Raw genomic sequence first — 24,976 nt, 5'->3', positions numbered from 1 at the left:
GTGGGCGCCGTCAGGTGCCCACCACTACCGCAGGATCTAAGCCTCGTTGCTGTAGCCCGCAGCTTTCGGGATGCTTTCGCTGCGCGTCAAACTTCTGAAAGTGGTAGAGGGAGGTCTGGCCGGTTATGGCGCACACGAGCCCAAAGCGGACGCGGCCGACTCGTGTTGAGTGGCACTTGTCCCGTTGCAAGAACGGAGAATGCCGTGCCCCCATCGTCAAAGACGCGTCGGCTGACCTCGCGCCAGTTTCATCGCTGGCTGGGAATCGGCGCGGCGGTGCTGTTCCTGCTCGTGTCGGGCACTGGCGTTGCGCTCCAATATCAACAGATATTCGGGTCAGAGGAAGCGGCGAAGGAGGCCGCAGCGACCATCGTTTCCCCGCTGACGCTCGCCAAGCCCACCGGCCTTGACCCGGTCGCGCTTGACCGTGCGCGCACGACGCTTCTCGCGCGCTACGGCAACCGCCCGGTTGCGGGGGTAGACTGGCACATCAAGGCCCCGACCCCGGCTTTCGTGTTCCACCTCGACGGGGCTGACCCGCGCAAGGTGGCGGTCGGCGTGGCGAGCGGCGCGATCCTGTCCGACGAGCCCGACGGCGAGGATTGGCTGATCAAGCTTCATTCCGGTGAGATCATCGGGGACGGCGGCAAGTTCCTTGGCCTGCTATGGGGACTGGGGCTGGTCGCGATGACGCTGACCGGCGTGTGGATCTATATCAAGATGTATCGCGCGCGGCAGAAGGGTTCGGCATCGCAGCTGACCGGCTGGCGACGGTATTTCTGGTGAAATCCACCCTGACTGTCGTCCTCGCGGCGCTGATCGCTGCAACACCAGGGCACGCCCAGACCACCGGCACTGCGGGTGATGCCACTCCGCAGCCCAAGGTTCCTGCGCCGACGCGACAGGGTCTTTATTTCAAGCCCGATGCGGGGATCGTCTACCAGTCGGGCGACTTTCGCCTGACCGCATGGGGGTTTGCCGAACGGCTGATCGATCCTGACGGACCCGACACCTTCCGGCGCGTGCGACAGGGCGCGGAGATCGACTTGCCGCGCATCGGCGATCATCTGCGCATCGCCGGCGTCTATGAGATCGACCTGACCGACACGAATGCCTTTGGCATCAACCCCGGTCCTGCCGGCCCCCTGAACAGCCACGATTTCGAGAACCTCTTCGTCGCGGTGCAAGATGCCGAAGACCCGGCAAAGTTCCGGCTGCTGTTCGGCCACAACACCAGCATCCTGTCCCGCGACGACAATCTTTCATCGGGCAATCTGCCGACCATCAACCGCTCGCTCATCCTTGAGGAGCATGGCTCGACGAATACGTTCGGCGCTCAGCTTGGCCTGCAAGTGCAAAGGATGCTGTCGCCCAAGGTAACGCTGCTCGGCTCAATCGGCGACAACCGGGGCGGCCTCAACGCCCAACAGGTCAAATTCTCGTTCGGTCGCGCCGTCGCCGGCAAGATCGTGCTGACCCCGATCAGCGACGACAAGGGCGGGCGCAAGCTGACGGCGGGCCTTGCCATCGACCGCACGACCGGCATCCGCGACCGCAGCTTCAATCTGGACACTGCCGTCGCACTTGCGCCAATCGGCGGCGTGGCGGCGACCGGCACCAAGACGAGCGGCGAGGCCGATATAGCTTACACCTTCCCAATCGCTGGTCATCCGACGACGATCGAGGCCGAGGGCATTTATTCGCGCTTTTCGGAAAGTCGCAGTGACGTCTATGGTGGCTATGTCATGGGGCAGGTATCATTGTTCGACGCTCCGAGGACGGGAGACCTCGATCTGTTTGTGCGCTACGATGTCGTGAGCCTTGGGGCGGATCACCTTACGCGGCGTGCCACCCAGCAGGCATTTCGAACCGGTCTGAATTACAACCTGCCCTACGCCAACAAGCTTGCCAGTCTTCACGTCGAATATGGCCACAGCAGGGTCGCCGGACCGGACGCCATTGTCAGCGACCGCCGCAGCGTCGATGAGGTCCGCGTCGGAATCAGGCTAAGCTTGCAGCAGTATGTCCGGCACTGATCAGGGATCAATCAATGTGCGTTCGAACGCGAGCCTCTGCTTGAGAGCCCATGACGATAACATGAAACCTTTAGCGTAGCTAAGGCATCTGCGTCCGAGAAAAGGCCGAAAAGTCTCACAAGACTTCTCATAAGTCGTAGCCGACTAGCAGCTTCCAACGGTGTCACGAAGTTGGCGGCCAGCGGCCAGTTCTCACCTAATAACGAAAGCGGCAAAGCTGACGAGCAGCGTGAGAGCACCAGCCGATCAAATATTTCGAACCGACTGCCATGCAACAGCCTTGCGGAGCACGCGCGACAACTGCTCAATCGAGTAGGGCTTGTGCAGGAGTTCAAAACCATGTCGGCCGTTTTGAGCTAAGACATGGCTGTAGCCGCTCGTGAGAACGATTGGCAGGTCCGGGTATAGGCGACGCACCTCGTCGGCGAGCTGTATACCGCTCATTCCCGGCATGACGACATCAGAGAAGACAACGTTGAACCTTGCGGCGTCCGTCTGAAGTAACACTAAAGCGGCTCGTGCGTCGACGGCAAAAACACTGTCGTAGCCGAGGTCCCGGAGCGCCGCTGTCGCGAAGATGCCGACGTCCTCATTGTCTTCCACGACAAGGATGCATTCTCCATTGCCATAGATGCGGCCAGTTTCCTCATTTTGATAAGGTATAATCGTCTCGTCTGACGAAGCGCGCGGAAGGTAGAGTGTAAAGATCGTGCCTTCGCCCGGGGTGCTGGCCACCCGAATGTCTCCGCCCGATTGTTTCGCAAACCCGATCACTTGGCTCAATCCCAATCCCGTTCCCTGACCGACACCCTTGGTGGTAAAGAACGGTTCGAAGATACGGCCAAGCTGGTCTTGGGCAATACCCGAGCCACTGTCGCCGATGGTCACTGCAATAAACTCGCCGGGGACAGCGGGATGACCCCGAATTTCTGGAATTCCGGACACCGGTCCTGTCGAAATGGTCAATCGTCCTTCGCCGCTCATAGCGTCGCGCGCATTGATACCCATGTTCACGATGGCCGTGTCAAATTGGCTTTTATCAGCGACAATAAAGTAGGGTTCGCTTGGCAGCTGAAGTTCTAACTGGATGCGTGAGCCGGTCATGGTCCGGAGCATGGTCGCGATATCGCAAAGCGAGGCGCCAACGTCGAACAGGTCTGCGCTGAGCGTTTGCCGCCGAGCAAAAGCAAGCAATTGGCCCGTTAGCTTTGCCGCGCGGTCGGCCGTGTCCCCGATCGCCTTGATGTAGCGTTCGCGTTTCTCGTCGGAAAGATTGCCCCGGCGCAAAAGGTCGGCCGATCCGCGTATCACGGTCAGGAGATTGTTAAAATCATGGGCAACGCCGCCAGTCAGTTGGCCGATCGCCTCCAGTTTCTGGCTCTGGCGCAATGCCTCCTTCGCCGACTCCAGCTCTACCGCCCGATGCTTATCTGCGGTAATGTCGCGGCCCGTAGCATAGGTCATGTCCTCCGCTGGTGCTGCAGACCAAGAAATCCAGCGCACCGAGCCGTCCTTGTGTCGGTAGCGGTTGACGATAACGGGCAATCCTCCCGCTGCAGCCAACTCGTATGCGTGGATGGTGCCGGCATGATCTTCGGGTGTCACGAATTCGCTCACGTGATGACCAACTAATTCCTCTGCTGCGTAACCCAGCACGGTGCTCCAGGCTGGGTTTACCCGGCGAAATACACCCTCAAAGTCGATAACGAGCATTAGATCGGGCGAAGTTTCCCACATGCGGTCGCGCTCCGCCGTTCGGTCGGCGAGCTCGGCCTCTCGCTCCTTGTCTAATGTGATGTCACGCGCATTGCAGTAAATCTTGCCGTTATCGGGAACGGCAACCCAAGACAGCCAGCGCCAATTTCCGTCTTTGCAACGATAGCGGTTGTCGAAGCGCAGCACGGGTGCTGCGCGTTCGCTTACGTCCACCCAGGCCGCTTCCGATCTGGCCAGATCGTCAGGGTGGATAAAATCACGGAAGACCATGCGCGAGACTTCGTCTTGCGACCATCCGAGCGTTGCCTCCCAAGCCGGGTTCGATTGCTCGAATACTCCGTCCGCATTCAGGACGCCCATCAGGTCGGGACTAACCTGCCAGGTTTGACCTCGCGCCATCGCGCGTTCTGTGATTTTGCGTTCGAGGTCGGCTTTAGCGTCCTCACTCTCAAGAATTGCCCGACGCAATTCCAGCTGAGCCATGACCTGGCGGGCGAGTTGACGCAGAGCGCGCTGCTGAAATTCGTTGAGCGAGCGCGGCTTATAGTCGAGCACGCACAGCGTGCCGATCGGTAACCCGCTGGGCGACTTTAGTAACGCACCCGCATAAAAACGCAGGCCTTCCTCAGCAGTTACCAGCGGATTACACACAAAGCGCTCATCTTGGGTCGCGTCAGGAATCAGCAGGAAATCCTCCTCGAGGATTGCGGTGCCGCAGAACGACGTCTCCAGCGGCGTGCTATCGACGCCGAGCCCGACCTCGGCCTTGAACCACTGTCGGTTGGTTTCGATCAGGTTTATGACCGCGATGGGCGTCCCGCAGATTTCTGCGGCGAGGGCAACTAAGTCATCGAAACCGCCTTCGCGCGGCGTGTCCATCACCCGATATTGCGCGAGAGCCGCTAGCCGCCTCTTCTCGGTAAGTTCTGCGGGGTCATCGTTTGTCATGGCGGTAACGATTAATGACAGAAAACTATATGTCCATATCGCGTAGCGGCTTGGACTGTCGAGTTCAGATCTAACGACTAAAGCTCGTTTTCAATACCTTGAACACAATCGCGCGCTGTTTTTTCTCGGAGCGGTTCGATAGCGACCGATTCAGGCGAGGCACCCCGTGTGTGCATGAGTGCCTTGGGCTTGTGCGCGACGAAATTGACACGAAATTTCGAAGCTGGGTCGTTCGGACCAGCATTTAATGACTATGCAGGTCGTCCGCAGTCATTTTGCACCGACCCTTGTTGCGAGGGGTTCAAACACCCCGCTCGCTAAAATCGGAGGGCAACTGTCGCGCCAGCACTATGCGTGTCGCCCCACGGAACCCACTGCGTCCGGGCATCTCGTTTAGAACTGAGCAACAAGCCGGACGCCTCGCCAATCAAACCACCCGCAATCACGTCGCGCACATAATGTTTTCGAGCCTTGACCCTTGCAACGCCGACAAATGCGGCAAGCAAATGAGCCGGCACGCCGATTTGCCAGCCATAGCGTTTTTCCAGGGTAGCCGCTGCCGCAAAGCTCACCGACGTATGGCCAGAAGGAAAGCTCTGTCGATTGCTTCCGTCTGGACGGGTCTCATGGACCGTCACCTTCAGCAACCCGGTCAGGGCAAAAGCGGAGCCCATTCCCAGCGCAGCCTGCTTGTCACCTTTCCAGTCGCCTTGCAGGGCGGGATAACCCAGCGCCGCAAGGACGATAGCATCACGACCAATACTGCTCGCCTGATCCCAGCCATGGGCTCCGGCGAGCGCGGGCGTGGGGGAAGTCACCATCAACAATGACCAGGCACCGACGGAAAGTCGCTTCGTTCGAGATACTCTCGGCATGATACCCCCCCAACGCCGACTCGATCATCTGCGGCGCGGCTGTCTGAGGGATCGCGGCAGTTCCGGCAATAGCCGCTCGTCCTCGCATCGGCGGTATCCGCACTCTTCAAGTGATTCGATAATTGTAAGCAGACCCAATGGCCCCAACTGGCTCGGCAGCCGACAGTCTCTCCTATTTGCTATTCCATAGTCGGGAGCGGCGGTAGCGGGCGAACTCCGACTGTCCGATTTCGGGCAATGAGAGGTGAGAACCCTCCGTTGCTGGTTCCGCCCTCTCCCACCTACGACTCGTCCGTTTTGTGCGGTGGACACCGGAAACATTTCCAGAGACCAATTAAGCTTTCGGGCTGCCTGCCCGTAATTGCCAGCCTAAGCCACGCTGCGCAACCGCTCCGGATAGCGGCGTAAGAGATCCGCTACCACTAAGTCCCAGTCGATCGTGGACCACGCGGTCTTGACTGGATGCCAATTGACCATGTCAAACTGTATCTTCGAGACATTGGACGCAAGAACCGGCAAATAGGCCTCACCATATTTTTCACTTTCGTCGCGCGGAGAGTGACCGCTCAGTTGACGCAAAGTTCGTTCTTTCATGTCGGTGTTTTCGGCTGCGGCGATCCAGGTATGCCGAAAAGAGTAGTAGCAAACCTTTCTCCGCGTTGTGATCACATCGATGCAGCGATTTAGGAGGCGCGAAGCTTCATGAGTGGAGGGACATCCGGACTGCCAAAGATCCGGGAACAGGCGACAGGCGCCAGCGCGGCGAAGGGCGTCGACGAAATTTCCGAACCCAAGTTCGACGAGGATCGGGTGTATGACAAGAAAGCGCTCGCTATCATCGGTCTTAATCGATTTACGATCGACAGGCGGTTGGTCTCCATTCGTTTCTAACCCTTCTGCAGTTTCGGCGGTGACGCGAACTGCGATGACCCGGCCTGTGGTGACGATGTCAACAAGTTCGGCTTGGCCGACTTCTTTAAGTCGTGGTCCGGAGGTCAGGCCGATAAGCATCAGCCATGCCAGCGTAACGTCGCTCACAGCTCGCCCATACTGCCAGCTGCCCGGCTTAAGCAGCGGCAATTTGAATATTGCGGTGATCTCGTCAGGAAGGAATTGGGCTCTCTTCCCTCCCTTATGTTTGGGGCCGGTTTTTATTCGACTGCCCACGTTAAGGGGTAAAATACCTTCCCCGCATCCAAAAGAAAGAAGAGCCTTAAGGAGGGTAATTTTTTTCCCGACCGTTGTGCAACTAATGCGTGGACCGGGAAGTCGTTCTCGCTCACCGAGAGCAAGTGTTCGACTCTTAGTGGGCATCGATCGCGGTTGTTTAAGAAGTCGTGCTTTGAAATCCCGAATGTCGTTTGCGGTTATATCCGCGGCTGCGATGTTCCCGTAGACCCCTACGAAATCCCTTATCGTGCCTGTCACTTCATCGAAACTCGACTTCGCCGGCTTCTGCTTCTCAGCCCATACCTTCTTCAGTTCTGGAAGCGTAATTGTCAGGTCCGGCTCAGGTATGTCTGGAGTATGCAACCGTAATACGGCGATTGCGCTGTTTTCAGGTGGCAAAATAGGTGCCATGATCTTAGCAAGATTATCTGTGACGTAGCGAACAAATGACTCTTGGGTCGACGAAGGCATTGGTCCTAAGTCGCTATGACACACTACATCACGAACCAACACGTCGACGAATTTTGAACGATGATCCTGCCGCCAACTTGCCAAACGCTCCTCAACCTGCAGACCTGAAGGTAGCTTCACGATTAAAAAAGCTTGGAGGAGCGAAAGCTCCAGCTCTTCCAGCGCCCCGAACCACTCAGAAACGAGTCGTTCGAAGAAAGCGGGCTGACTAGCCATGTCGATCGACCAGCCGTTCATGCAGTGTCGCCGCTGATCAAAGTCAGCGTCCATCTGGCTATTCAAACTTGGAAAGCGGCGCGCTGCCTCGACCGGATCACGCGTTCCCAAACTCTTCTGGACGAATTCGCCTTTAAATAATGGACGCAGGTCCTTGGGAACCCGCCGGCGGGCAAAATAGCGACCTTTCGAGTCTCGAAAGGGTGTTGGCAGACGTCCATTCTTAGCCATATGTGTAACCTACATGTGTAGGCTTAACACTTGTTTAAAGCCAGAAAACGCCTATTTTCGCCAATTAGAATCAATTTGGTGACCCCTACGGGAATCGAACCCGTGCTTCAGCCGTGAAAGGGCCGCGTCCTAACCGCTAGACGAAGGGGCCGTGAGGCGTGGCGGGCGATTAGGCGAGGCAGGACGAGGGGTCAAGGCGGCGCGCGGAGTCTTTGTCGTTCTTCATGCCGGCGCCGCGTCGTCGACATGCATTTCGGCCGCGTTGCCACCGTTCCACTGGTCGCGCTTGATCGATCCGGCGAGCCACCAGCGGCGGTCGGGGGTCGAGGCAAGGAGCGCCTGGCCGAGCGGGGTGTCGGCTGCGCGAAAGGCGATCCACTTGAAGCTTTTCCCGTCATCTCCCGCCGCGATCCCGCGGACATGGCCATTGCCGACAATGGCGACCCGCATCAGCCGGGCGGGACCGGCGGCGACGCGCGGCGAGGGCCAGCCGGCGCCGTAGGGACCGCCGGCCTCAAGCTGGTCGCACAATGTCCCGGCGACCCCGCCGGGCGCAAGCAGCGCATCGAGCAGCAGCGCGCGCGTGCCGCTGGCGGCGGCGACATCGGCGGCGAGGCGATCGTGGAGAAAGGCACGCAGCGGCTCGATCCCGCCCGGCGCCATGGTCAGCCCGGCGGCCATGGCGTGACCGCCACCGGCGACGAGCAGTCCGCTGTCCTTCGCGGCAAGGATCGCGGCGCCCAAGTCTACCCCCGAGATCGACCGGCCCGATCCCTTGCCGACACCATCCGCGTCGAGCGCGATGACCAGCGCGGGGCGGTTGAATTTTTCCTTGAGGCGGCTGGCGACGATGCCGATCACACCGGGATGCCAGCCCACCCCGGCGACGATGATGAGCGGGGCCTCGGACTGGCTCCCGGCGGCAGTCGTCGCCTCGTCGATCACACTGAGCTCGATCGCGCGGCGTTCCTCGTTGAGCCGGTCCAACTCGGCGGCGATGAATTCGGCTTCGGCCGGGTCGGTGGTGGTGAGCAGGCGAACCCCGAGGTCGGACTTGCCGACGCGGCCGCCGGCATTGATCCGGGGCCCAAGCGCAAAGCCCAGATCGCGGCTGCTTGGCGCGCCCGTCAGCCGGGCGGCATCGGCCAGGGCGGCGAGACCGATGTTGGCGCGCCCCGCCATGACCTTGAGCCCCTGGGTGACGAAGGCGCGGTTGAGCGTCGTGAGCCGGGCGACGTCAGCCACCGTGCCGAGCGCGACGAGATCGAGCAGGTCGATGATCCTGGGCTCGGGCGTATCGGCAAAGCGGCCGCGACGGCGAAGTTCGCGGATCAGCGCAGTACCAAGCAGGAAGGCCATGCCGACCGCGGCGACATGGCCGTGGGCCGCCCCCGTCTCGCTCTCGTCGAGGCGGTTGGGATTGATCATGCTGTGCGCCCGGGGGAGGGCGGTGGCGCACTGGTGGTGATCGCACACGATGACGTCGAGCCCGGCGGTCGCAGCCTCGGCGAGCGCTTCGAACGCCTGCGCGCCGCAATCGACCGTGATGGCGAGGCTCGCGCCGCGTCCCTGCAGGTCGACCAGCGCCTTGCCGCTAGGTCCATAGCCTTCCATCAGCCGGTCGGGGATGTAGACGATCGGGTCATTGCCAAGGCGGCGAAGCAAGAGTGTGAGCAGCGCCGCCGAGGTTGCGCCGTCGACGTCATAGTCGCCAAAGATAGCGATCGTCTCGCCCGCTTCGACCGCATCGGCGATCCGGGCCGCGCCGCAGTCCATGTCGGCGAAGTGCGATGGATCGGGCAGGAAATCGCGGATCCTGGGCTCGCGGTGGCGGGCAAGATCGTCGTTGGCGATGCCGCGGGCTAGCAACAGCTGGTCGACGAGATCGAGGCCAAGATCGTCCCCGCCGTTCCGGCGCCAGCGCCATGGCTGGGACAGGAGTGACGAGGTCACTCCGCAAACATGGGTGTCGCGGCTCATCGGCCGATCCTAGCGCAGCGGGGAAGGGGTGTCGCCTGCTCGTGTCCATCGGCAGCGATGGTGGAGAGGGCTGGATTCGAACCAGCGTACGGGAAACCCGGGCAGATTTACAGTCTGCTGCCTTTAACCACTCGGCCACCTCTCCATGAGGCGTGGCGTCCCAATAAGGGGTGACGCCGGGGTGTCAACGGCGGGGAGGTCTAAGACGGGTTGAATGCCGTGAAAGGCATCACACGCGCTGAACTAACGGAAGAATGACCACTCGCGTGCCAGTCGCCCTCGCGGCGTTGCCGCTCGGCGCTCCAGAACAAGACCATGCCCCGCATGGCCTTGTTCTGGAGCGGGTGAAGGGAATCGAACCCTCGTCGTAAGCTTGGAAGGCTTCTGCTCTACCATTGAGCTACACCCGCAACCTGTTAGAAAGGTTGGGTTTTCTTAGTCTAGAAGAACGCGGTTTACAGTTCGGTTTACAGCGGTCGCTGCAATCCGCTCACCGATTGCCACGACAACACGAGCTTGGTCAACATAAACGCGTCGAATATGGGAGACGCGTTCGGGAGCCCAACCCATGATCTCGGCGACTTCGTGATCCGTCGTTCCGGCGAGAATTAGGTCAGTGGCAAAGGTTCCTCGGACATCGTGGAGATGTTTCTTGCGGACGACCCCCGTCTCGCTGTCAACATGGACAATGTTCGCGTCATCGCGAATTCGATTGAAAGAGCCGCCAAAGCCGTCCTCAGTCCAAGGTAGGCCACGGCTATTCACAAGGAGCGTCCGAACTCCGGGCTCCCGTTGTCGGGTCGCTAGTTCCGACAGAAGCAGGTCAAGTTGAGGGAGGCGCGGCATCGTGGCCATCCGCCGTTTTCCACGACTGGCCTTGAGCGCCTTCTTGCTGATTGTGTGCTGGTAGACATTCGCGTCGCTCATGGAAACGAGGTCGGCTCGTCGAAACCCGGTCATTTTGGCCAGCATCAAGCCATCTATGATATGCGGCCTTTCAAGCATGATTGCATGCCAGCAGAACCGGTCAATGTCCTCTTCAGTCCAGATTATCTCAGCGCGGTTTCCACCCCGATAGAGGGTCGGAATCCCTGCCGCCGCATTTTGCGAGACTAGTCCTCTCAACTTTCCGAATTTAAGAAGCTCCCGGAGAACCATTACCCCCAAATCGGCGGCGCGTGGCGTCGATGAACGGGTATCACGCCAGTCCATGACCTTCGATTGCATGCGGTAGTCATTCCACAGCGACAGTGGGGTCGTTCCCCACCGGTCTTCGATGATCCGCAACTGGCTTCCCCAAGTCTTCTGCGTGCCGGGAGCTAGAGCCGCCCATTCCGGACTGGAGCCGCGTTCAGGATCGTAAGATCGCCAGCGCCGGATAAGGGAGACGAGCAAGCGAGGGTCAGGCTGTGTCTGCTGGACAAGATGCTTGCTCAGCGTCGCGACATCGTTGGCGTCCAAGCTCGGCCTGCAACCGCCGACCTGCGATTTGATGCACGGGCCTCCTCGCCAAGCATAGACATACCACCGCACGGGCTTGCCCGGCCATTTCTTTTTAACATAGTGCACGCCTCGGATCGTCACAGCCGGGACTCCCACCGCTCGAACTCGTCCGCCGGACCGAGGCCATCTGACGACGACACGCGGATCGATCCCTCCGGGGTTACCTCGATGTTTCGAATTTCAACTCCGGCCCTCTGAGCCGCGCGAAGGACTCTTTCGATTTGGGTGGAAGGTGGATAACCGAGCCTCTTCCGTATCACCGGGCCAGTTTGAACGGAAACCGGCTCGACGGCGATCTTGTGCTCACGACAGGATTTTTGGCCGAGCACTTTCCTCCCATCAAACTCTGACCAATCCAGCGCATGTCCTGCACTGGAATGGCGCCGCATGCGTAGCAGCGCATCGGTGCGCCAAAGTTCAGGCGCGAGGCGTTCGAACGATTGCTGGATATATTTCTTCTCAAGCTCGATGCCGACGAAGTTACGACCTTGCTCGATGCAGGCGAGTCCGGTCGTTCCCCAACCCGAGAAGGGATCGAGAACAAGCCGTTTGTCGGGGGCACTGCGAAGACAGCGTCGCGGCAACTCTATCGGATAAGGGGCAGGGTGGGGGGAGCCGCGCTGCTGCGGAATGTTCCAAACGGTGCCAAAGCGCCGACACTCCTTGGCCACCTCAAAATTAGGCCCGGCAAAGAAATAAATTATTTCCGAGTTGGGGAGGAAGCAGCCCGAGGTATGGTTGTTCGAGCCCGCACGCTCCCAAGTGATCCGCTGGCGCACCGGTAAACCACCGATGATCTCCTCAGGTGTTTCACGGAGCCCGTTTTGCATCCGCTCCTTAAGATTCATAAAGATCGCCCCGTCGTCGGGTATCAAACGGATCATCTCAGTTGTGCATGCCCGTAACCAACGCTTGTAATGTTCTCGCGGATGGTCATCGGAGTTCAGACCATAGCCATTTGGTAATTTCGAATTTGCCCAATTGCCTGAACTCTTCGACCGAAACCCACCGCCCGATGAATTGCGGATGTTAAATGGCGGGGAACAGACAATGAGCGGAACAGAGCCGGTAGCCATCTCGCGCATTATCTGAAGACAATTGCCTTCGATTATCTCGATAAGGGGATCGGTAGCGTCGGTTACTTTGTAATAATCTGAAGTATCATTCAACATTGCAGTGGGCACGATAGTTCTCCGATAAGTGCAAAGACGGGTGATCATCAAAACTGTTATTCTAATTTTGATGATCCCCGGCTCCTCGGAGACCGGTGAAGCCACTTATGGGCCGCGCTTGGGATCGTGACATTTACAAAGCAACAAATAAGGCAACACTTCTCAGAAATCAAGTTGGGTTTGCAAGAGATCGAATTATACACGCCGGGATGAGCTAAAGACCTGAACTGCCCCTGTTAAGATCATTGTGCAGCTTAGTTCTGAAGCAAGCTGCTGCACTAGTTGATCGTCGCCTCCCCATACCGCCAGCATCACTCCGTAAGCGATGCCCCCGAGGGCCGCGCCACGATCAGGAGCGCCGAACCGAGGCGTGCCCCGCAAGAAAATCATTTTGGCTTGCCCGGCCACATAATCGTGGAAGCCGGACGCATTCGTCCTGACGGGCAGCAAGGCGATAACCGTGCCGGAGTGACCGTGGTGCCATTCTTGCCAAGCTTTTCTGATCCACAGCGCTGCTTGCGAAAATGGCGGATTCACAAAAACAGTTTTGCCATTCCACGCGGCTGCTAATCCGTCTTCAGCCTCGGTGATGTGACGCTCGGCCTCGATGCGTTTGGTCATGGAAGCGCAAGGGTCGAGCGAGATTGGGCCAAACACATCGGTGATCAACGCGAGTAGCCACTCGGGCGTGTGCCTGTCGTCTCGCGACCCCTTGTTCCAGTTGGCGCGTTCGGATTTTCTGGTTCTTGCCTTGGGCGCGAGGATTGGAATGACGGCTTCAAGGCTGCGGATGTGCCCGAGCCCCACTTCCAAATTGCGGACGGCGGATTCCGCGATCTTCGCTTTTCTAGCAAGAGTCGCCACTGACAGCTTATCTCGACTGCGAGCACTGGCGACTTGCTGCGCAATCCTGTGCCCCCTCGCTAGCCCAGCGATCCTGAAATCAATTTGATCTGCTATCGCTTGGAGCACCGGCAGGCTTCCCGTCCCATTCTCTAAGTTCGCTGCGGCGCGCGGCGAAACACCGGCGGCGGCCGCGACTTCGTCGCGAGACCGACCGGTGGCCTTCCGAGCTTGCTTGATGGCTGGGCCAATGAGCATGCGGTTTCCTGCATGATTAGTTGCGCGAAAGCGAGGAGTGAAGCGGTGCTTTGGCGTAAAGCTGGCTAGGAGGCTCGCCAGCAGCAGCCGGAGCGTCGCGGTAACCTTCTATGAGGGCGGGGGGATACGGTCGGTTAGGAACCATGACAAACCCGACCGTCCTGACCGCGAGCACATCGTTGGCGGCTGGATTATTTAGGCTGTGTTGACGCGCACTCAGCCTCGATTACGCAGTAATTGGCTTCCAATCTACCGTGTAATAACCGACCGTCCGCATAAAACGGCTCGGCATGGTAACTATTAACGCAATATCCGTATTCTTCAGATAGCGCGTCGGCGACAATCGTGTCGTCGTCACTATATTCTTCGTCATCGACATCCAAAATGATTTCCTTCGGAAGGTCTACGCCTTCCCCGTCGTCGTCCCAGTCAATGTTCGTGATGCGCAGTCTCATTATATAGGGATTTCGGCTTGCATCGCGGATGCGTGCCTCACATCCAACATCGACCTCCTCGTATTGCAGAGCAAATTCAAATTCCTCCTCGTCTTCGTCGTCGTCGTCCAGCCCGAGGAAATTGAATAACTCGTCGGTATCGGCTTTGAGGTGGAGCACCAGCCCCTCCTTGGGATTCACGCGGAACAACTCGGCGCCCTCGATGAGAAACCGATAATGAAGATTCTCACAGTTGCTCTCGTCCTCGTCCTCAGCCAGATCGCGAACCCATAGTCCAACGCTTCCGTCGTCTCCAATAACTTCATGCGAACACTTCGAATAGTAGCTGCCTCGCGTGAAGGCTTCGTCAATCGCCACCGCGCATTCGTAAGCTTTGCTCACCACTTTTTCCTTCCTCCAATGTCGCGACGCTTCTGGTCATTGTCCCGAAGCAACTCATCCTTCTTCAACTTCAAAAGTCCGAGCTTATCTTCCAATTCCATGCGCGTCACATAACTCTCCATGTTTTTCGCCGTGGATTCCGCTAGTAGTTCATAGATTGACTTGCATTCAAGAAAAGGCTGCGAGCGCATCGGGTTCTTTCGGCTCCCAACTTTAAAGTTGAAATAGTTTTCGGCGAAGTAGTTGATCTCACTAACTCGCCATTCCTTCAAATCAGTCTCTGCGACCCACTTAGACGCGAGTTTGCAAAGTTTTTCAGCTTCATGCAGAAACATGGTTGGTTTACCCATTTCCTAAAACTGTCAAACAAACTATACTTTGGGACACTCGCGAGCGGTAATCTGCCTCTGTATAAGGTATGTCAAGGGAAGGACGGAAGAGACCGAACTCTATAGCCTTGCTTAATTAGGAGAGTTCTTAATCAAACCTTGCGATGGCTCTGTGGCGCGACTCGCGATGGTTAGGAAAACGACGGAAAAATAATTTGATGTTTTTGGAGATTGGGGGGGTCGGTGGCCCAACGCAGTCCGAAAACTATTTTAGAGTAGAACTTGAACTTGACCGCTCCCCGCTTGTCCCCAAAATGGAGATCGAGGCCGCCATCAGACCTGAAAATAGTTTTTGCCCCTAGCTCTTCCTCAATGACCGGAAGTTTAGCCCGCTGCATCGCCAACATATCGTCGCCGTAGCGGTAGCCTTGGGCCGACCATCCTCGGAAAGATTTCCTAGATCACGGATTCTTGCATAATTTCGTGCGGAAGAGCGAGGGGACGAAAGTTCGGCGTAAAGTTGGCTAGGACGCTCGTCAGTAGCGGCCCGAGCCTCTCGGCTACCTTTTCTCGCATGAGAGGCCTACTCCGCCGCTGGGCGGCCCCCAGAGGGGTCCCGGCAGTAACTGAACCAGTTTGAACTGTGCCACGGTGTAGTGACAGCCACCAATTTGAGCGCTCGGCTTTCCCCGACTTTTGGCGACAGTTCAGGGAAAACCGTCGAGAGGGGTTGGCCGTGTTTAGTCACGCGCGTCTTTGGGCAAGTCTGGCGGCTTCGCCGCTTCATTTCCAAAACCTGTTTTCCGTCGAGGGGAGCGAGTGAACACGAGCGAGGCCGTGACGGGAAACAGTTGATTGCCGAAGGCGCGTTCGCGGCTGAGGCAATCACCTCAACTGAATCTGAGAGAAGGAGACAATGGCCTTGCCCAAACTCCTATCCAGCCTAGTTCCGAAAGAACGCTCGCTGCGCTCGCGATCTTTCAGAAGTCGCCCGTCTGGCCGATCTAATTGAATTGCAATACCGGTCGCTAGCGCTCCCGCTATTGCAATTAAATCTAGATCGGCAATTTGAATAATGAAATATGGCCGTGTGTCGATCTATTATGAGCTATGACTTACAGAGATTTAGATTCTGAGCGATGTCACACTATCTCTTCTAAGAAGGACGAGTGTGACCCATTTGAAGTCCATGCAACACCATCTTCGGACTTCTCAATTACTCCAATCACCGCACGCCAAGGCACGCGGGTTATTGAGGTGTTGTCAGGCCCGCCCGGCTGCTCAAAGAGCGAAACAATGCTTAGGGAGGCGGCGACGACACCGGGGCGCTATCTCTTCGCCTGTCTTACAACGAAGCTGGCCGATGAGCAGGCGGGTCGTTTCCGAGTAATGACCTCGACTGCCGCCGTCGATGTCATTCATTCCGAGTGTGGGAAGGGAAGTGCGGGCGGTCGTCTCGCTAAGCGCCGCACTGGCTCGATGGAGAGCGATCACCTCGTGGTGTTCATCACACATGAAACGCTCATGACGACTGACCTGAAGGACTTTGAGGGTTGGCACCTTCGCATTGACGAATGCCTAAACGCCACTGGCTCAAACTACCTCAAGCTGTCTAAGAGCGCGGCCTATTATCAAGCCGCCTTTGAACTATCCCCGTTCGAGGCCGGATGGTCGCTAGTCAGGCAGGTGGGAAATCCCAGTTCATGGAAGGACATCCAGCGCGATACGATAGCAAGTTCGATAACTGATCTCCAATCATGGGCCAACCGTCCTGCCGATCTCCTGCTGAACCTGAGCAGCTTTACGGGGCCGGAAATCAAGAAACGGGTCTCTTGGATCGCGGTTTGGAAATCGGATCAACTCACTGCCTTCGCGACTGTGACCATTGCCGCGTCCAATTTTCTGGGTAGCATCACCCACAGGATTTGGGATTGCCTTTACTCCTCCGACATCGAGTTCCGCGAGCGGCCACTCACCGTCCGCCGGAAAGCGCAGCCAGCGATCCGAGTCCATTTTTTCACGAACTCACATGAAGGTTCGATCAGCTTCTGGGGTCAGTCCGAGGGGCGCAAACGCCTCGCCCAAATTGATGCGTGGATGAGAATTAATAGGGTCACGCCGGGCTATTGGTCGGGAAACCGGATCGTTCGGGATCGCTTTGAGCACAACATCAACGGAAGGATGGAAAGCCCCAAACTAGCCGGTCTGAACTGCCTGCGCGACGAAACTTCGTGTGCGATTTTTTATTCATCAAAGTCCGTTCCAGCGGACGGGCCGATCATGAAAATGTTCGATATCCGAATGGAAGACATTCGGGCCTCCCGCGAAGACGAGGACGTCTTTCAGTTCGTGTGCCGAGGGGCGATCCGGAATCCCGATTATGGCGGGGCCTATGATGTTTACCTGTATTCGCAGGCGCAAGCGGAGCGACTGACCGGGAAACTTGCTAGTGCTGGGTTCACCGATGTGGACTGCGTTCCGGTCGAAGACGCAGGCATGATGTCGGTGGAACGGACATCGTTCTCGAATGCGCGGGACGCTGGAGATGACGAAGAAGCCAAAGCCATCAAAAAAAGGGAAGATGCGAAAATCCGGAAGAGGTTGAGCCGCAAGAAACTGAAAGGTCAGAAAGCTGCGACGAGTTCAGCCACGCCGATCATGGGCACCGGGCCATTGGCCTCTTCGCCGGAGACATGGCCGAACCCCGTATTGGCGCTAAGGCCAGTCTCGTAGAAATTGCCATCAAGCGCCGGGGCATCGACAAAACGCCAGCCCGCCGACGCGAGTGCGCCCGTCGCAAGGCTTTCAAGCGCTCGGCGAAGGCTGTCTGGATGTTCGCCCAAGCATGCTGTGCCATCGTTTGCGACCAGTCGGGCGTAGTAGCCAACGAACACCCGGGATCTACCCGTGTGCACCGTGCCCAGTTCATAACACGCGCCCAATTTCGTCTCCGCCGTGGCGATCAAGCAAGGCCCGTTAGAGATCGGCTCGTATCGCCGCCAGACGGACTTATTCTGAAGTATCTCTGTCATCCTCATTCAACTAACTGCACGTTGAAAGAGCGTTCACGATGGGTCTCCGTCCTCTGGTTTGCCGACCGAAAGCGAAACCCGGTAATCTTCCAAATTGTGGGCCTTGAGCAGTGCGACGTTCGCCGCTGACTGCTTCTTCATCTCGTCGATACCTGCACGCATCAGATCAAAATACATGTCGAGGCTTAGCCGAGCCGGATGCCCTCGGGGAAGTTGTCGCATCCTGATAGCGTAGCTCATGATGCTCTCGTCGCCGTGACCGTGGTAAAGTTCATAATAGTCGTCCATATGTTATTTAGGCTAGGAACCGATCCCCGCCGGGCCTAATCGGCCCAGTCCCACATGTGGGCGCGCGTCAGCCGACGGAGGACATTCCACGGGCCGATGGCCTCAAAGTGGCGCGGTCGGGGCCGAATGCCGTGACCGGCGAGGTAGTCGAGTGCTGCGGAATAAAGCTGGGGGGCCACCGGCCCATTTTCCTTCGCGTGCACCCCTTCGACACTCCACTGCCCTTCGTGCTGTTTAATGTGGACCACACATGTCCCTGCAGCCGTGAACTCGGCGAATGCGCTCTCGGAATTGAGCGCTTGGGCGAGATATTGTTTGACGCAATTCCGATAGCGAAGTGAGACCCCCCGTAATTCCATCCCCGACGTGACAGGCGTGTAGCACTTGGATGACGGAATCGGGTGTGCCGGGAAGACCGACTTCAGCGACCACCGGTTCCACAGGGCGGACAGTTGATCCGCCGTCGTAACTCGATGGAGAGCGTGATAAAGCGCATTTTCGTTGATCCCGTTTCCGATCAGCAACTCGACCAGCTTAGCCACATCCGCAGCGACCGTCGGGCTCCGCACCAACTTGACGAGGTTCGGGGTGCATATCGCCGGTGGCAAGGTTTCAACTATCAGCAGGCGAGACGGATCGAGTTCATCAAGCTGACGGATCGTGGCCGCGAATTGCTTATCCTCGGGTGATGCCAGCAGCCGACGAAGGCTCCAATAAAACTGCTTACGATGTGGGCGAGGGCCTGACCTTGCCAAGGCGGTGCGAAGGCCCGCGGGGGGCTCACCATAGGCAGCGCGCAAAAGCGCACGATGATCGGCCCGAGTGATGAGGTCGGCGAGTTCGCCGCTTTCCGACGGCTCCGTGGAACCCATCCGTGTGGACAGATAAGCCGCGACGACTTGGCGGCGTTCATTGCTGGCACGCAAAAACGCGCCCGCCGTTCCCGGGGCGTGAATGTCGAGTTCGACGACGAAGTTGAGGCACCATCCCTCAGCCGGGCTGATTTTCATGTTCGCTCCTTTATCTTCGGAGCGGCCTCTTCGTTAGTTTGTGCATCATCGAAGGCTATCACGATTCTAAAATCTGGCAATAATTATCGTCACCAATTTCTGTTGGCACGGAGAAGCCAGCATCCGAGCGATGGGTTTTAATTCACGGCTCTTCGCGAGGTGGCGGCTCCAGCATGTGCTTACGGCGGTCAGCATGCGAGGGATGATAGCCCCACCCGCTATTCTGGCTCAGGCCGCTTTCTCGCCATTCTGGGGCTAGTCCGATAGCTAGAAGCGTCCAGCCATCGCTGTGCAACGCCTCAGCGGCCTTCCTGAGGGCTTCCCTGAGCGAATGCCGGTCCTCGCCCAGCCACTCGTCACCGTTGGGTGAAAGGATGCGCACGTAGTAGCCGTAAAAAGTTTCTGTGCGGCCAGTCGAGATCGTGCCGTATTCTCCGTCAGCCTTGACGATGACGTAATCGGCGTCACCCACCGATTGAGGAGAAGCTAGCAGGCACGGTCTATGTGGACCCGCGTAGAGTTTCCAAGGGCGGGCTTCGAGGAGTTCGTGGTAGCGCATGCTATATTTAGCGAGACGAAGGCCCTCCGCTGTGACCGGACCGCGGATCACTTCACGCGATAGATACGTTCAGCATATTCGCGAACATCTTCCGATGCGCCATTCGCCAGTTCGTCGAGATAAGCGATAAAATCGTCACCATCCGCAAAGGAAAAAATGCGTGCCTTTAGCCCGAGCTTTCGAAGCTCTTTCGTTTCGCTCAGGATATTGGCGAATTCCTTGTCGATGAACATTGCATCTACATAGGGGCCGTAAGTCGAGATGGCCTTGATGTCGTTGTAGACACCGCGCGTTGTCGCTTTCTGCCCAAGTGCGAAGCGCCTACCCAACCCCGCCCAAAGGTGGCTGGCGATGCGATGAACGGGCATGTCGCGATTGCGGTCCCACCGCCAGAATTCAAAAATAGTCTCCATCGCGCCAATCTCGTCATCTGGGTCGAGTTTGAAAACCTCCATGAGGGCGCGCTTCTCATCGAAAATCGAGTCAAGATGCGTGCCGATTATCGCCTCAGGATCACCGCCGTCCATTGCGTCGAATGCGCGTTGCAGCTTAACGAGATAGCCTTTGCATTTCGCGTCGCCGTAGAGCGACAGTTCCCGCTCTAAGATTTCTGCGAAGGACGGCTTATCGCGTTGCCAGCGTTCGTAAACGACCTCCATTTCCTCGTGATTAGCCTCACGACGATGGCGAATGCCACCCGCATACGCGCCGTAGTCCGCGTTCACTCGAATGTGCATGTCTGGCAACCAATCGTTGCGCGGGCTGCTAAGCACCTCATCGGAACAATCGGATAGAACGGGGTCACGCCTGTCGCGGTAGGCGGTAGCGAACTCAATGATTTGGCTTAGCTCTACGTCCACCGTTCGCACGAAAGCGATGTCGCCGCCGATGAACTCATAGGAAGCGCGGAGATTGCCAGCGTCTTGGCCGAACACAATCGTCTCTTCTGAGTGAAGGTCGGAGTGGGGAAAGACGGCTTGCTGGAGCAGCACTGCGCGACACACCTTCTCGTGTAATGCCTTGCTGAAGTCTTCGTGCCCTTTCGGGAGCCGCCCGCCCGACCGCGCCTTGAAGATGACGCTGAACGCGTTTTGGTCGAGGTAGATGACCCTTTTGTCAAGTTTGGGAAGCACCCAACCGATCTCATATCGGCATTTCGCGCACCGCTCTGTCATCAGGTCGCGACCTGCACTGAGAAGGCCGAGTGCTATCTCACCACAACGCTCGCACTTCTTGAACGGCTTACGCTCCCACGTGAATCCGGGCGGGAAGATTGGTGGACGACCCATCACGCGAACTTAGGCGATAGTAGGCACCGGGCAAAATTTTCTCCGCTCCGCAGCGTGCCCTCATGCAAGGTCCGCTGAAGCGCCTTCCGCAATACATGACGATCTCCGCGAACCCGGTCGTCCCATTCGGAGTGGTGCTGCGATGCCGCAGTGTCGAATTTTAGCGGGGCCGCAATCGGTGAGTCGATCATTAACTTCTCGCCATGCTCCTTGTGTTTCCGAACGGCCGGAAATACTCCACTCGGCAGGGGGGGAGCGTTTTGTCCCAGAGTTTCTTCGATCGACCCATTCTCAATTCGCCCTACGTCGTGCCGACGCTGCACCACTCGCTCGACGCGGATGGGCAGCCGCTCGACCTGCCCCCAATCCTCGGACGACGCCCGTGCGACTTCATAACGCCGGTTCCGAGGCCGAAGCGCAGATCGAGCAGCGCCACGCAGAGCGCCATGGTTTTCGATGATGCTACTGGCCTCAGCGACGCCGATCAGGAATACAACCCGAAGCCCATTATCAACGGAATTCGTAGTCACATCGACACTTGGCGCTCCCTGCCGAGCGACCGGGACTGGGGCGTCACACCCGCCACGGCCAAGCTCCTGCACCACTGGCGGCGAGCCGACATCGAGGGTCTCCGCCCATTCTTCTGTCAGGTCGAGGCGATCGAGACGCTTATCTGGCTTACGGAAGTTGCCGGAAGCCGCAAGCAATATGCGCACATCTGGACCCACCTGAAAGGCGCGAACGAGCAGTCCAATCCCGATCTGATGCGCCTTGCGCTGAAGATGGCAACGGGCGCTGGCAAGACGACCGTCATGGCGATGATCATCGCGTGGCAAACCGTCAATGCGGTGCGATCTCCCGCAAGCCATTTCAGCCGGGGCTTCCTGATCGTCGCACCGGGCATCACGATTAAGGATCGCCTCCGCGTGCTGCTGCCAGACGATCCCGACAACTATTACCGCTTCAGGGACATTGTGCCCTCAGACATGCTCGGTGACATCGGCAAGGCCAAGATCGTCATCACCAACTATCACTCGTTCAAGCGTCGCGAGACGATGGACGTCTCCAAAATCGGCAAGGGTTTGCTGCAAGGCCGGGGCGAGGCACCAAGGACGCTCGAAACCGAAGGGCAAATGCTCCAGCGCGCCTGCGGCGACTTGATGGCGATGAAGAATGTCATCGTCATTAACGACGAGGCGCACCATTGCTATGAGGAGCGCCCGCTTGGCAGCGTCGAGGAATTGAAGGACGCCGACAGCAAGGCCGAGGCAAAGCAGAATAAGGAAGCGGCAAGGCTCTGGATCAACGGCATCAAGGTGCTCAAGCGCAAGGTCGGCGTGCGCGCGGTCTATGACTTGTCGGCAACGCCGTTCTTCCTCTCCGGATCAGGCTATGCCGAGGGCACGCTGTTCCCATGGGTGGTCAGCGACTTCTCGCTCATGGACGCGATCGAGTGTGGGATCGTCAAGCTTCCGCGCGTCCCGATCGCGGATAACCTGCCGGTCGCCGACATGCCGATTTATCGCAAGCTGTGGGACTATATCGGCAAAGAAATGCCCAAGAAGGGCACGGCCAAGTCGGGCGACCTTGATCCATTCAAGTTGCCGACCGAACTGCTTACCGCGCTCGACGCGCTCTACAATCACTACGTAAGAGTCGATGAGGAGTGGCGGCGCGCGGGAATCGCAGTGCCGCCCGTGTTCATCGTCGTCTGCAACAACACCTCGACTTCGAAGCTCGTGGCCGAGTGGATTTCAGGATGGGACAGGCCGAACGCAGATGGCGAGATGATAAACGTCCACCGTGGTCATCTCGAACTGTTCCGCAACTACGATGAGCACGGCAACCGGCTCGCTAAGGCACCGACTTTCCTGATCGACAGTGCCCAGATCGAAAGTGGCGAGGCGCTCGACGCCGAGTTCCGCAAGATCGCAGCCCCAGAGATCGAGCAGTTTCGCCGTGAGCGGCAGGAGCGTTCGGGTCGGGTCGAGGATGCCGACGACATCGAGCCCGCCGATTTGCTGCGCGAGGTGATGAACACGGTTGGCAAACCGGGCCGCCTTGGTGAAACGGTTCGCTGCGTCGTCTCGGTGTCAATGCTGACCGAAGGCTGGGATGCAAACACCGTCACACACATCCTTGGAATTCGCGCGTTCGGCACGCAATTGCTGTGCGAGCAGGTGGTGGGTCGCGCCCTCAGGCGGCAATCCTACGAACTAAACAGCGACGGTCTGTTTGATGTCGAATACGCCGACATCCTCGGCATCCCGTTCGACTTCACTGCCAAGCCGGTCATCGTCAAGCCGACGCCGCCCAAGATCGTTACCCGTGTCCACGCAGTGCGCGAGCGGATCGCAGCCAAGCCCGAATTAGAAATCGAGTTCCCACGCGTCGAGGGCTACCGCGTTGATCTGCCCGAAGAGCGGATTATGGCGCAGTTCAGTCCCGACAGCCGTCTCATTGTTGATCCTCAAATGATCGGTCCTTCTCGGGTCACGATGAGCGGAATCGTCGGCGCGACCGAGGAACTGCGCGCAGCGGGCCTCGGAGACCAACGCCCAAGTGCCATTGCCTACAGCCTTGCCGCGCACCTCCTGAAGCGGTTCGCCGGGGACGATGGCGATCTGCCGGTGCACCTGTTCGGTCAGGTGCGTCGAGTAGTGCGCGAATGGCTCGACGGTGGTTATCTCGTCCTCAAGGGCGTGCCGATGGGCGTGCTCGACTATCTGGAGATTAAAGATCAGGCGGCGGAGCGAATCTTCCTCGCCTGCCAGCGGTTCGAGCATGGGCCGCAGCGGATCAAGGCAGTCCTCGATCCCTACAACCCGAAGAGTAGCACGCGCTTCGTCAACTTCACGACGAGCAAGGGTACCTTCAAGACGGACGCTCGGCGGAGTCACGTCAGTCATGTTGTCTGCGACAGCACATGGGAGGCGGAGATGGCTGCCGTTCTCGAATCGCACCCGCGCGTCATTGCCTACGTGAAGAATCAGGGCCTCGGCCTCGAAGTCCCCTATCGAGATGGCTCGACGTCGCGCCGCTATCTTCCGGACATGCTTGTGCGGTTGGATGTTGGTGAAGCGGAGCCGGTGCACTTGGTTCTGGAAACCAAAGGCTATCGCAAGGGTGATGCGCAATTGAAGGCGGAAACCATGAAGACGATGTGGATACCGGGGGTCAATAACCTCGTGAGTTATGGCCGCTGGGTCTTCGCCGAGTTCACCGATGTGTTTCAAATCGAAAGTGCATTCGGCGTCATGCTTGACGAACTATCGAGGAAAAGCATGTGAAAGCGTCCCCTAAGAAATACGCCGCGACAAACGCGAATCTGGATGATCATGCCCTCGCACCAGCCATGCGATTTCTTATCGCCGTTGCGTTGGATGGTGATACGATGACTTACGGCGCACTCAAGCAACGTTTGGAGGATGACGCAGACTTTTCAACTATATTTGCGACGCGCATCGGGCACGTCGCTGGCACCCTGATGAACGCCATTCAAGCCATTGATAAGACTGCGCCCCTCATCAATGTCTTAGTGGTGAGCCAACGAGATGGAATGCCGAGCCGGGGGGCGGGAAGTTATATGGCGACCCGACACGGCCAGCCCCGTTTGGCACAAGAAAATGCGAAGAGCCGCTTCCATAAACTTTGGAAAAATTGCTTCAATCGGTCGGCGGCAGAAGTTTACGCTTACGCTGCTGAAGATTGGTCCGCCTTATATCAACAGGTGTTCGGCCAGCCCCTGACCCACCAACAGATTGAGATCGAGAGGGAAATACGAAAGCAAGGAAATGAGGAAGACGACCAAGTCGGTTCGGGGAAATATGGAAAGGGTGGAGAAGGCCCTTTCCACAAGGCCTTGAGGCTCTGGGTTACAAAGAATCCTGAGGCGATCAGTCAGCGGTTCCGCAACGCGAGGGCAGAGACCGAGGACGAGCTATTCTCGGGTGACCGTGTCGATGCGGTTTATTATTCCGGACTCAAGACCGTAGTGCTCGAAGTGAAGTCCCGCATCTCCAACGAAGTTGACCTTCGAAGAGGGGTTTTTCAATGCATTAAATATCGCGCCGTGAAGCAGGCGATGGATGTCCGCCATGATGCCGTTGTCGAAGCGTATCTGGTAACCGAGCAACCGCTCTCAGGCGATGTCACTGCTTTGCTTAAGCGCCATGACATCAGACATTTTCAGGCACCGAAAGAGAGAAGCTAAC

Annotated in this window: 18 protein-coding genes and 3 tRNA genes; 5 read left to right on the top strand and 16 right to left on the bottom strand. The window is 58.0% G+C overall.

Features of this window, described 5'->3' with window-relative positions; genetic code table 11:
* Together U1700_RS01150 and U1700_RS01145 are read left to right on the top strand one after the other, a co-directional pair.
* Entirely contained in the window at nt 1–786 is a 786-nt protein-coding gene (locus tag U1700_RS01150; protein ID WP_332749420.1) for a PepSY domain-containing protein, read from the top strand.
* Nucleotides 783–2,036, top strand: coding sequence for a hypothetical protein (locus U1700_RS01145; RefSeq protein WP_332749418.1), 1,254 nt, complete (start codon nt 783–785; stop codon nt 2,034–2,036). Before U1700_RS01150 ends, U1700_RS01145 begins: the two co-directional genes overlap by 4 nt.
* Nucleotides 2,037–2,282: 246 nt before the next feature.
* On the opposite strand, the gene U1700_RS01140 is transcribed toward U1700_RS01145, so the two are convergent.
* The 12 genes from U1700_RS01140 to U1700_RS01085 form a co-directional block, all read right to left on the bottom strand.
* Nucleotides 2,283–4,700 (bottom strand): PAS domain S-box protein, encoded by a 2,418-nt coding sequence (locus U1700_RS01140; protein ID WP_332749416.1) that lies wholly within the window; start codon nt 4,698–4,700, stop codon nt 2,283–2,285.
* Between the two features lie 317 nt (nt 4,701–5,017).
* Nucleotides 5,018–5,521, bottom strand: coding sequence for a phosphatase PAP2 family protein (locus tag U1700_RS01135; protein ID WP_332751079.1), 504 nt, complete (start codon nt 5,519–5,521; stop codon nt 5,018–5,020).
* A 423-nt stretch (nt 5,522–5,944) separates the two neighbouring features.
* Nucleotides 5,945–7,663 (bottom strand): DUF6538 domain-containing protein, encoded by a 1,719-nt coding sequence (locus U1700_RS01130; RefSeq protein WP_332749414.1) that lies wholly within the window; start codon nt 7,661–7,663, stop codon nt 5,945–5,947.
* Between the two features lie 76 nt (nt 7,664–7,739).
* A tRNA-Glu gene (locus U1700_RS01125) sits at nt 7,740–7,814 on the bottom strand.
* A gap of 71 nt (nt 7,815–7,885) precedes the next feature.
* The gene (gene recJ, locus U1700_RS01120; protein ID WP_332749412.1) at nt 7,886–9,643 is read right to left on the bottom strand and encodes a single-stranded-DNA-specific exonuclease RecJ; all 1,758 of its coding nucleotides are present in this window, start codon (nt 9,641–9,643) and stop codon (nt 7,886–7,888) included.
* 58 nt (nt 9,644–9,701) lie between these two features.
* Nucleotides 9,702–9,788: transfer RNA gene (locus U1700_RS01115), tRNA-Tyr, on the bottom strand.
* A 191-nt stretch (nt 9,789–9,979) separates the two neighbouring features.
* Nucleotides 9,980–10,053 (bottom strand) — tRNA-Gly (locus U1700_RS01110).
* 25 nt (nt 10,054–10,078) lie between these two features.
* Nucleotides 10,079–11,104 carry a site-specific integrase gene (locus tag U1700_RS01105; protein ID WP_332749411.1) on the bottom strand — a complete coding sequence of 342 codons (1,026 nt, stop codon included), beginning with the start codon at nt 11,102–11,104 and terminating at the stop codon, nt 10,079–10,081.
* A gap of 119 nt (nt 11,105–11,223) precedes the next feature.
* Nucleotides 11,224–12,318, bottom strand: coding sequence for a DNA-methyltransferase (locus U1700_RS01100; protein ID WP_332749408.1), 1,095 nt, complete (start codon nt 12,316–12,318; stop codon nt 11,224–11,226).
* 195 nt (nt 12,319–12,513) lie between these two features.
* Nucleotides 12,514–13,419 carry a DNA N-6-adenine-methyltransferase gene (locus U1700_RS01095; RefSeq protein ID WP_332749406.1) on the bottom strand — a complete coding sequence of 302 codons (906 nt, stop codon included), beginning with the start codon at nt 13,417–13,419 and terminating at the stop codon, nt 12,514–12,516.
* A gap of 191 nt (nt 13,420–13,610) precedes the next feature.
* Nucleotides 13,611–14,255, bottom strand: a complete 645-nt coding sequence (locus U1700_RS01090) for a hypothetical protein (protein ID WP_332749404.1) — start codon at nt 14,253–14,255, stop codon at nt 13,611–13,613.
* Entirely contained in the window at nt 14,252–14,605 is a 354-nt protein-coding gene (locus U1700_RS01085; RefSeq protein ID WP_332749402.1) for a hypothetical protein, read from the bottom strand. Before U1700_RS01085 ends, U1700_RS01090 begins: the two co-directional genes overlap by 4 nt.
* A gap of 1,275 nt (nt 14,606–15,880) precedes the next feature.
* On the opposite strand from U1700_RS01085, the gene U1700_RS01080 reads away from it, so the two are divergent.
* The gene (locus U1700_RS01080; RefSeq protein WP_332749401.1) at nt 15,881–17,317 is read left to right on the top strand and encodes a hypothetical protein; all 1,437 of its coding nucleotides are present in this window, start codon (nt 15,881–15,883) and stop codon (nt 17,315–17,317) included.
* A gap of 332 nt (nt 17,318–17,649) precedes the next feature.
* Here U1700_RS01080 and U1700_RS01075 read toward each other — a convergent pair whose 3' ends face one another.
* From U1700_RS01075 to U1700_RS01060, 4 genes are all read right to left on the bottom strand, one after another.
* The gene (locus tag U1700_RS01075; RefSeq protein WP_332749399.1) at nt 17,650–17,904 is read right to left on the bottom strand and encodes a hypothetical protein; all 255 of its coding nucleotides are present in this window, start codon (nt 17,902–17,904) and stop codon (nt 17,650–17,652) included.
* A 35-nt stretch (nt 17,905–17,939) separates the two neighbouring features.
* Nucleotides 17,940–18,914 (bottom strand): hypothetical protein, encoded by a 975-nt coding sequence (locus tag U1700_RS01070; protein WP_332749397.1) that lies wholly within the window; start codon nt 18,912–18,914, stop codon nt 17,940–17,942.
* Between the two features lie 142 nt (nt 18,915–19,056).
* Nucleotides 19,057–19,386 carry a hypothetical protein gene (locus U1700_RS01065; RefSeq protein WP_332749395.1) on the bottom strand — a complete coding sequence of 110 codons (330 nt, stop codon included), beginning with the start codon at nt 19,384–19,386 and terminating at the stop codon, nt 19,057–19,059.
* Between the two features lie 134 nt (nt 19,387–19,520).
* On the bottom strand, nt 19,521–20,762 hold the full coding sequence (locus U1700_RS01060) for a hypothetical protein (protein WP_332749393.1): 1,242 nt from the start codon (nt 20,760–20,762) through the stop codon (nt 19,521–19,523).
* Nucleotides 20,763–21,022: 260 nt separating this feature from the next.
* On the opposite strand from U1700_RS01060, the gene U1700_RS01055 reads away from it, so the two are divergent.
* Nucleotides 21,023–24,052, top strand: a complete 3,030-nt coding sequence (locus U1700_RS01055; RefSeq protein WP_443025863.1) for a BPTD_3080 family restriction endonuclease — start codon at nt 21,023–21,025, stop codon at nt 24,050–24,052.
* Nucleotides 24,049–24,975 carry a hypothetical protein gene (locus tag U1700_RS01050; RefSeq protein WP_332749389.1) on the top strand — a complete coding sequence of 309 codons (927 nt, stop codon included), beginning with the start codon at nt 24,049–24,051 and terminating at the stop codon, nt 24,973–24,975. Before U1700_RS01055 ends, U1700_RS01050 begins: the two co-directional genes overlap by 4 nt.
* Nucleotide 24,976 lies beyond the last annotated feature (1 nt).

It is taken from the genome of Sphingomonas sp. RB1R13, from assembly GCF_036663775.1.
Lineage (GTDB): Bacteria > Pseudomonadota > Alphaproteobacteria > Sphingomonadales > Sphingomonadaceae > Sphingomicrobium.
Note: the sequence above shows the minus strand (reverse complement) of the source record. Positions and strands in the feature narration are given on the sequence as shown.